General features: G+C 45.2%; 7 protein-coding genes and 1 tRNA gene. 5 read left to right on the top strand and 3 right to left on the bottom strand.

What is annotated here, in order from left to right; translation table 11 throughout:
- Positions 1 to 251 precede the first annotated feature (251 nt).
- The 3 genes from glmS to IM319_RS15710 all read right to left on the bottom strand — a co-directional run bounded on the left by glmS (position 252) and on the right by IM319_RS15710 (position 3,027).
- Positions 252 to 2,153 (bottom strand): glutamine--fructose-6-phosphate transaminase (isomerizing), encoded by a 1,902-nt coding sequence (glmS, locus tag IM319_RS15720; protein ID WP_287736206.1) that lies wholly within the window; start codon positions 2,151 to 2,153, stop codon positions 252 to 254.
- A gap of 282 nt (positions 2,154 to 2,435) precedes the next feature.
- The gene (locus IM319_RS15715; RefSeq protein ID WP_287736205.1) at positions 2,436 to 2,810 is read right to left on the bottom strand and encodes a type II toxin-antitoxin system PemK/MazF family toxin; all 375 of its coding nucleotides are present in this window, start codon (positions 2,808 to 2,810) and stop codon (positions 2,436 to 2,438) included.
- Positions 2,803 to 3,027 carry a hypothetical protein gene (locus IM319_RS15710; RefSeq protein WP_012265779.1) on the bottom strand — a complete coding sequence of 75 codons (225 nt, stop codon included), beginning with the start codon at positions 3,025 to 3,027 and terminating at the stop codon, positions 2,803 to 2,805. Before IM319_RS15710 ends, IM319_RS15715 begins: the two co-directional genes overlap by 8 nt.
- A gap of 480 nt (positions 3,028 to 3,507) precedes the next feature.
- Here IM319_RS15710 and IM319_RS15705 point away from each other — a divergent pair.
- The 5 genes from IM319_RS15705 to IM319_RS15685 all read left to right on the top strand — a co-directional run bounded on the left by IM319_RS15705 (position 3,508) and on the right by IM319_RS15685 (position 5,729).
- A tRNA-Thr gene (locus IM319_RS15705) sits at positions 3,508 to 3,579 on the top strand.
- Positions 3,580 to 3,976: 397 nt separating this feature from the next.
- Complete coding sequence (locus IM319_RS15700) at positions 3,977 to 4,330, top strand: metal-sensing transcriptional repressor (protein WP_286823726.1); 354 nt, start codon at positions 3,977 to 3,979, stop codon at positions 4,328 to 4,330.
- A 66-nt stretch (positions 4,331 to 4,396) separates the two neighbouring features.
- Complete coding sequence (rpsU, locus tag IM319_RS15695; protein ID WP_002738938.1) at positions 4,397 to 4,579, top strand: 30S ribosomal protein S21; 183 nt, start codon at positions 4,397 to 4,399, stop codon at positions 4,577 to 4,579.
- Positions 4,580 to 4,773: 194 nt separating this feature from the next.
- Complete coding sequence (gene upp, locus IM319_RS15690) at positions 4,774 to 5,427, top strand: uracil phosphoribosyltransferase (protein WP_287686003.1); 654 nt, start codon at positions 4,774 to 4,776, stop codon at positions 5,425 to 5,427.
- A gap of 14 nt (positions 5,428 to 5,441) precedes the next feature.
- A complete protein-coding gene (locus IM319_RS15685) occupies positions 5,442 to 5,729 on the top strand; it encodes a hypothetical protein (protein WP_287686002.1) in 288 nt (95 codons plus the stop codon).
- Positions 5,730 to 5,897: the final 168 nt, after the last annotated feature.

The raw sequence follows: 5,897 nt of genomic DNA, 5'->3' as shown, positions 1-5,897 counted from the left end.
CTGCGAAGGTTACATGATATCAGCCAGACTTGGAAACTATCTCATCAAATTAGTCCCCCCATAGAACCTCCTTGAGCCATCTTGCACACTTTTCTCTTTTTGTCAAATTTTATGTTAAGAAAGATGTGACTAATGGATAGGGTTTTACCGAAGGGATGACACTCTCGCCATCAACCGCTTCGCGGTGTAAAGAGAGTCCTATTGCTCCAATTTAGATAGACCTGTGAACCACACTTTCAACCTAAGGAACTTTACTCCACCGTGACACTTTTGGCTAAATTGCGCGGCTGATCCACATCTAAACCGCGACGGGCTGCGATATGATAGGAGAGCAATTGTAGGGGAATTACTGTGAGAATTGGCGATAATAATTCTTCAATTTCCGGCACATACAACAAATCATTAAAGACTTTTGGTGCTTCCGTATCGCTGTCGGCAACTACTCCCAATAATCGCGCATCCCTTGCCTTTGCTTCCTGTGCATTGGAGAGAACCTTATCATAAACTATCCCCGGCATAGCAATCGCTACTACGGGAACTTTTGCATCTAAAAGCGCGATTGGTCCGTGTTTCATTTCTCCGGCTGGATAGCCTTCCGCATGAATATAACTGATTTCTTTGAGTTTTAAGGCTCCTTCTAAGGCAATGGGGAAATTAATCCCCCGTCCCAAGAAAATAAAGTCTTGGGTGTCATTAAATTCATGGGCCAATTCTTCGATCGCTTTTTCCTGTGTTTCTAAGACAGTTTCGATCAATCTTGGCAGCGATCTCATTTGATTAATAATTTGCTCGATTCTCTCTAAAGACAAAGTTTGACGACGATAGGATAAATCCAAAGCTAAGAGATAAAAACCCAATAATTGTGCCGTAAAACTCTTAGTTGCCGCCACCCCGATCTCGATCCCCGCTTGGGTATTAATAATCTGATCGACCATTTGTGCTAGGGTACTTTCGGGGCGATTAGTAATACCGATAATCCGGGCTTGATATTTTTTTTCTAATCCTAAACGACGCTGTTTTTCCGTTTCCAAAGCCGCTAAAGTGTCGGCTGTTTCCCCCGATTGCGTCACCCCGATAGTTAAAGTATTGGGCATCAGGGGCGTGGGTGCATAGCGAAATTCCGAGGCGTACTGTACCCTTGTTGGAATACCCGCCAACTGCTCGAGCAAGTATTTACCGACTAAACTAGCGTGCCAACTGGTTCCACAGGCTAAAATCTGAATATGTTCTAAATTATCGTAAATTTCTTCAGAAAAATTAATATTTATCGGGTTGACATTATCCTCATTTTGTGCTGTCCAATGGGGATGCAGATAAGTCCCTAAACAGTCGCGCACCACTCCGGGTTGTTCGTAGATTTCCTTGAGCATGAAGTGACGATAACCCTGTTTTTCTACGGTCGTCGGACTCCAATCGAGGACTCTGGGGCTTTTACGGACTCTTTTGCCCTCAAAATTATAAATTTCTACTCCCAAGGGTGTTAACCGAGCGATTTCGCCATTATCCAGGGACAGCACTGCCCGGGTATGGGGAACCAAAGCACTGACATCGGAGGCACAGAAAAACTCCCCTTGACCGAAACCGATGATTAAAGGGGCGTGTTGCCGCACGACAATCAATTCATCGGGATAATCGGGACTAATCACCGCTAGGGCAAAAGCACCCTCTAAACGTTCAATTGCCCTTAAAACTGCCTTGAGGAAAGGACTCACCCCCAAGTATTCTTCATCGGTAGGTTTGGGTAGATAACTGGCGATTAGATGGGGAATAACTTCTGTGTCGGTTTCCGAGTCAAATATACAGCCTTTCTCCTTTAATTCTGTTCTTAATACCTGAAAATTTTCGACAATGCCATTCTGTACCACTGCCACCCGTTGACTATTATCGGTGTGGGGATGGGCATTACTTTCTACGGGTTTGCCGTGGGTTGCCCAACGGGTGTGACCGATGCCAATTTGGGAGGGATTAACTTCCTGTTCTAATTTTTCCCGCAGATTGTAGAGTTTTCCCTGGGCGCGGACTCGATGTAATTCACCTTCGAGAATTGTGGCAATTCCTGCCGAATCATAACCCCGATATTCTAAACGTTCCAAACCAGCTAGGAGAATATCGATCGCTGTTTGGGTTCCGATATAGCCAACAATTCCGCACATTCTTTCGCTGACCCCATTTAGGCTAAGTCCGATCTATTCTATCGCAAGCGTGACACTTGTTTGCTTAGAGGCTAAAGACGCACTGACAAGGGCAAAGTTTCCTCTAATGGGACTCATCCTGCGCTCATTTTTGGGATCAAGATGGGGTCGCACTTTCCTTGGCGTGACCCTGTTGCAACTTTTGCCCCTCTATTTTAACCTAAACATTGGCAATCTTCGCTAACATTCCTCAACTGGGCCCACAAGAGCGGCGTACTGCTACGCAGTGCCTTCGGCATCGCGCTATGAAGACTTAAAAGCTAAACTGAAACCGAGTTCAATACAGACTGCTTTCTCTATTTCTTCCCAATAAACGTCTTCTAAAACACCCTGTTGATTCTTAATTCTCTGAGAATCTACAGCCCTCATTTGACTTAAGTTGATGTGTCGATCTCCGTCTAGTCCATTCTGCACTGTCGGTGTAATATTCACAACAAAAGGATAAGTCTTTTTCCCAAGCAACAATGGAGCAACTATTGTCGTTGTTCCATTTTGATTGCCCATATCGTTTTGTAAAATCAGGCAAGGGCTTTCTTTATCGGTTTCATGACCAACAACGGGTTTCAGATCGACCCACCATATCTCTCCTCGCTTATAGGTTAGTCTTCCATTAGGCATTTAGACCATCGCCCACTGCAATATCCCAGACAGAAATTTCTTCTTGGCTCTCTGGATCATTTGCCTGATCTTTATAAGCATCTTCTAGCTCTTTCATAAAAATCCTTCTCTTCTCTTGCCAGAGAACATCATTGATAAAGCGGCTACGATTGCTTGCTAGTCGATCTACAAAGTCCAAAACTTCGTCGTCTAAGGTTATGCTGACTTTCTTACTCATTGCCATAAACTGCCTAGGACAGCCCGGTAGGATTAGATCATCATACTAACTAATCCTACGTTAATTGTCAACGCCTGCCTCTGATCTGTAAGTAGATTGAATGCCTAACGCCGGGGTTGTCTCTTTCATCGCTGCTTTCTCAACGTCAAGTGCTTATTTTATAATGATTATACTCTTGTTGATCGTTTAAGTCCCACTATGAGAGCCAAAACCTGTACTCTTATGTCATTCTCTCAAATCCTGATCTGGCCAGGTTTTTAGGCGATTTCTCGGAAATACATAGCCGAAAATTGGTCAAAACGTCGTGCTTTGCTGACCTCATAAGCGATTAAAGGTAGCCAAAAAAAGAATTAGATTCGGATTTCCCTCCTTGTCCTCCTTGTCTCGTCTTCACAGGTTGGTAAAATACCTACACCTGTGAGACCCAGAAAAAAATTTTTCAGCAAGCCCTATTTGTGTTATAATAGGTTGGTCAAAAATGCTGGTGTAGCTCAGTGGTAGAGCAGCTGATTTGTAATCAGCCGGTCGCGGGTTCAAATCCCATCACCAGCTTCAATCTCTCACTCCTAATCGAACTTTAAAAAACCCACTCCCCACTCCCGCTCCCCACTCCCTGGTCCCCTATACTTTCTAAACAGGATTTAGTATCAGTAGTCAGTAGCCAGTAGTCAGGAGAATTAAGAATGAATAATAGTCGATTAAATGGTGTATTTACAGATTTTAGGCAATTTAATCCTTATTTTTGCCGTTTTTGAACCCTGAAAAATTAATTATGCAAGAGCGTCTAATTTGTGGATTTCATCCCTGCGGTTGGAATCAAGGGGAAAATTGCCCCGATTGGCAAACCGAAGACCCCTGAACCGAAATTTAAACCAGACAAAACCATGGGAGGGACTGGGGTTCGCAACTGTGGCACACTAGAGAGTAGAACTGAATTGACGGTAAGCCCTTGACTAATCAAATTACCCCTTTCGACCCCCTTCGCAACCACGACGAGACGGGACATGACCACGAGTCAAAAGGGACTCCCCACGTCCATAGCGAAGCTTCCCTGAAGCAAATTATTAACCGTCTCTCGCGCATCGAAGGACATATTCGCGGCATCAAGACGATGGTATCGGAAAATCGTCCCTGTCCCGAAGTTTTGATGCAAATTGCCGCTATTCGCGGGGCGATTGATCGCGTCGCCAGAATGATCCTCGACGAACATCTGAGCGAATGTATTGCCCGGGCTGCCCAGGAAGGTAGTATCGAGACAGAAATTGAAGAATTAAAGGCCGCCTTGGATCGCTTTTTACCCTAGATTGTGCTATAATGAGAAGTTAGCATTTTTTAGGCAGAGAGCAATTACAGGAGGTGAATTAGGTTAATGACCCAAGTGGTAGTTGGTCAGAACGAGGCGATCGAATCAGCCCTGCGTCGTTTTAAGCGACAGGTAGCGAAAGCGGGAATTTATGCGGATATCAAAAAGCATCAATTTTTTGAAACCCCTCAAGAAAAGAGAAAGCGTAAAGCAGTAGCCAGGAGACGACAAAGAACCCGTCGTCGTTAAAATTCCCCAAGTCAGAAGCCGCTCGCAAGCTTCTGGCTTGCTTTTATTTTAATCGGGGATGGGGGATGGGGGTTAGGGGATGGGGAGATAGGGAGAAAAAAGCTGATTACTGATTACTGATCACTGATAACTGACTCCTGAAGGCTTTTTCGCTTAAGATAAAGTTTAGCCCTCGATCGAGTTCCAGTCTTTTCATGGTTTTACAACTGCGCGTCTACGTTCCCGAACATCCTCTGGTTAAGCATTGGCTGGCGATCGCTCGCGATCAAAATACACCCTCGGTATTGTTTAAAACAGCGATGACGGAACTAGGGCGCTGGTTAACCTACGAAGCGGCGCGGCAATGGTTGCCGACCCTGGAAACTAGCGTTAAAACCCCTCTAGCGGAATGTCCCGCTACTTTTATCGATCCTAGCGTACCGATCGCCGTAGTTCCGATTTTAAGGGCAGGATTAGCCCTGTTGGAAGGGGCCCAAAGCCTTTTACCCCTAGCTAGTACCTATCACCTCGGTTTAGCCAGAAATGAGGAAACTTTGGAGGTGAGTTGTTATTTAAATAAATTACCGGCCAGTTTTGATCCAGCCACGAGAGTCTTAATTCTCGAACCGATGTTAGCCACGGGGGGATCAATTTCAATGGCAATGGCAGAAATTACCAGCAGAGGCGTTGATCCTGCCCTGATTCGCCTGATTTCCGTCGTGGCTGCCCCGCCAGCTTTACAGAAATTGAGTCAAAATTATCCCAGCTTGAACATCTATACGGCTATTATCGATGAAGGATTAAATAGCCGCGGTTACATCGTGCCGGGATTGGGCGATGCCGGCGATCGAGCTTTTGGAACCTATTAGGAGAAAAAGGGATTATGAGTCAGCGAGATGGGTTTACGGGCGGTTTTTTAGCCGGCGCGATTGTCGGTGGTTTAGTGGGCGGTGTTTTGGGGACAGTGTTGGCTAATCGCGGCCGTCGCAGTTTAGCAGATGGTGATAATCAAGCTTTTTTAGAGGAGAGCCGCAATGGGCGCTTGACTCCAGAGGAAGGCATGGAAATGGCCCGCCGCAGTTTGGAAGATAAAATTGCCCAGTTAAATCTAGCGATCGATGATGTGCGTCAACAGTTAGGAGCGGTACAGGAAAACGGCAGCGATCATTAAATAGGGCTGACTGAATAAATCTAAAAACGGTTCTTCGTTACTTGGTATGGTTCGATAGGGGGGCATAAATCGACTAAATCCTTATCTGGCAAGAGATTTAATTGATTAGTTCGCTCTAGATCAAAAACAATTGACAAAAATCGCTAAATGCCTTTCTATATAAGGGTT

Origin of the sequence: Microcystis sp. M113S1 (assembly GCF_020246945.1) — a bacterium.
In the GTDB taxonomy this organism is placed as follows: domain Bacteria; phylum Cyanobacteriota; class Cyanobacteriia; order Cyanobacteriales; family Microcystaceae; genus Microcystis.
Note: the sequence above shows the minus strand (reverse complement) of the source record. Positions and strands in the feature narration are given on the sequence as shown.

Excerpts from the sequence above, each read along its gene's own strand:
- glmS (WP_287736206.1), bottom strand. The coding sequence starts at position 2,153 with ATGTGCGGAATTGTTGGCTATATCGGAACCCAAACAGCGATCGATATT.
- IM319_RS15715 (WP_287736205.1), bottom strand. The coding sequence starts at position 2,810 with ATGCCTAATGGAAGACTAACCTATAAGCGAGGAGAGATATGGTGGGTC.
- IM319_RS15710 (WP_012265779.1), bottom strand. The coding sequence starts at position 3,027 with ATGAGTAAGAAAGTCAGCATAACCTTAGACGACGAAGTTTTGGACTTT.
- rpsU (WP_002738938.1), top strand. The coding sequence starts at position 4,397 with ATGACCCAAGTGGTAGTTGGTCAGAACGAGGCGATCGAATCAGCCCTG.
- upp (WP_287686003.1), top strand. The coding sequence starts at position 4,774 with ATGGTTTTACAACTGCGCGTCTACGTTCCCGAACATCCTCTGGTTAAG.
- IM319_RS15685 (WP_287686002.1), top strand. The coding sequence starts at position 5,442 with ATGAGTCAGCGAGATGGGTTTACGGGCGGTTTTTTAGCCGGCGCGATT.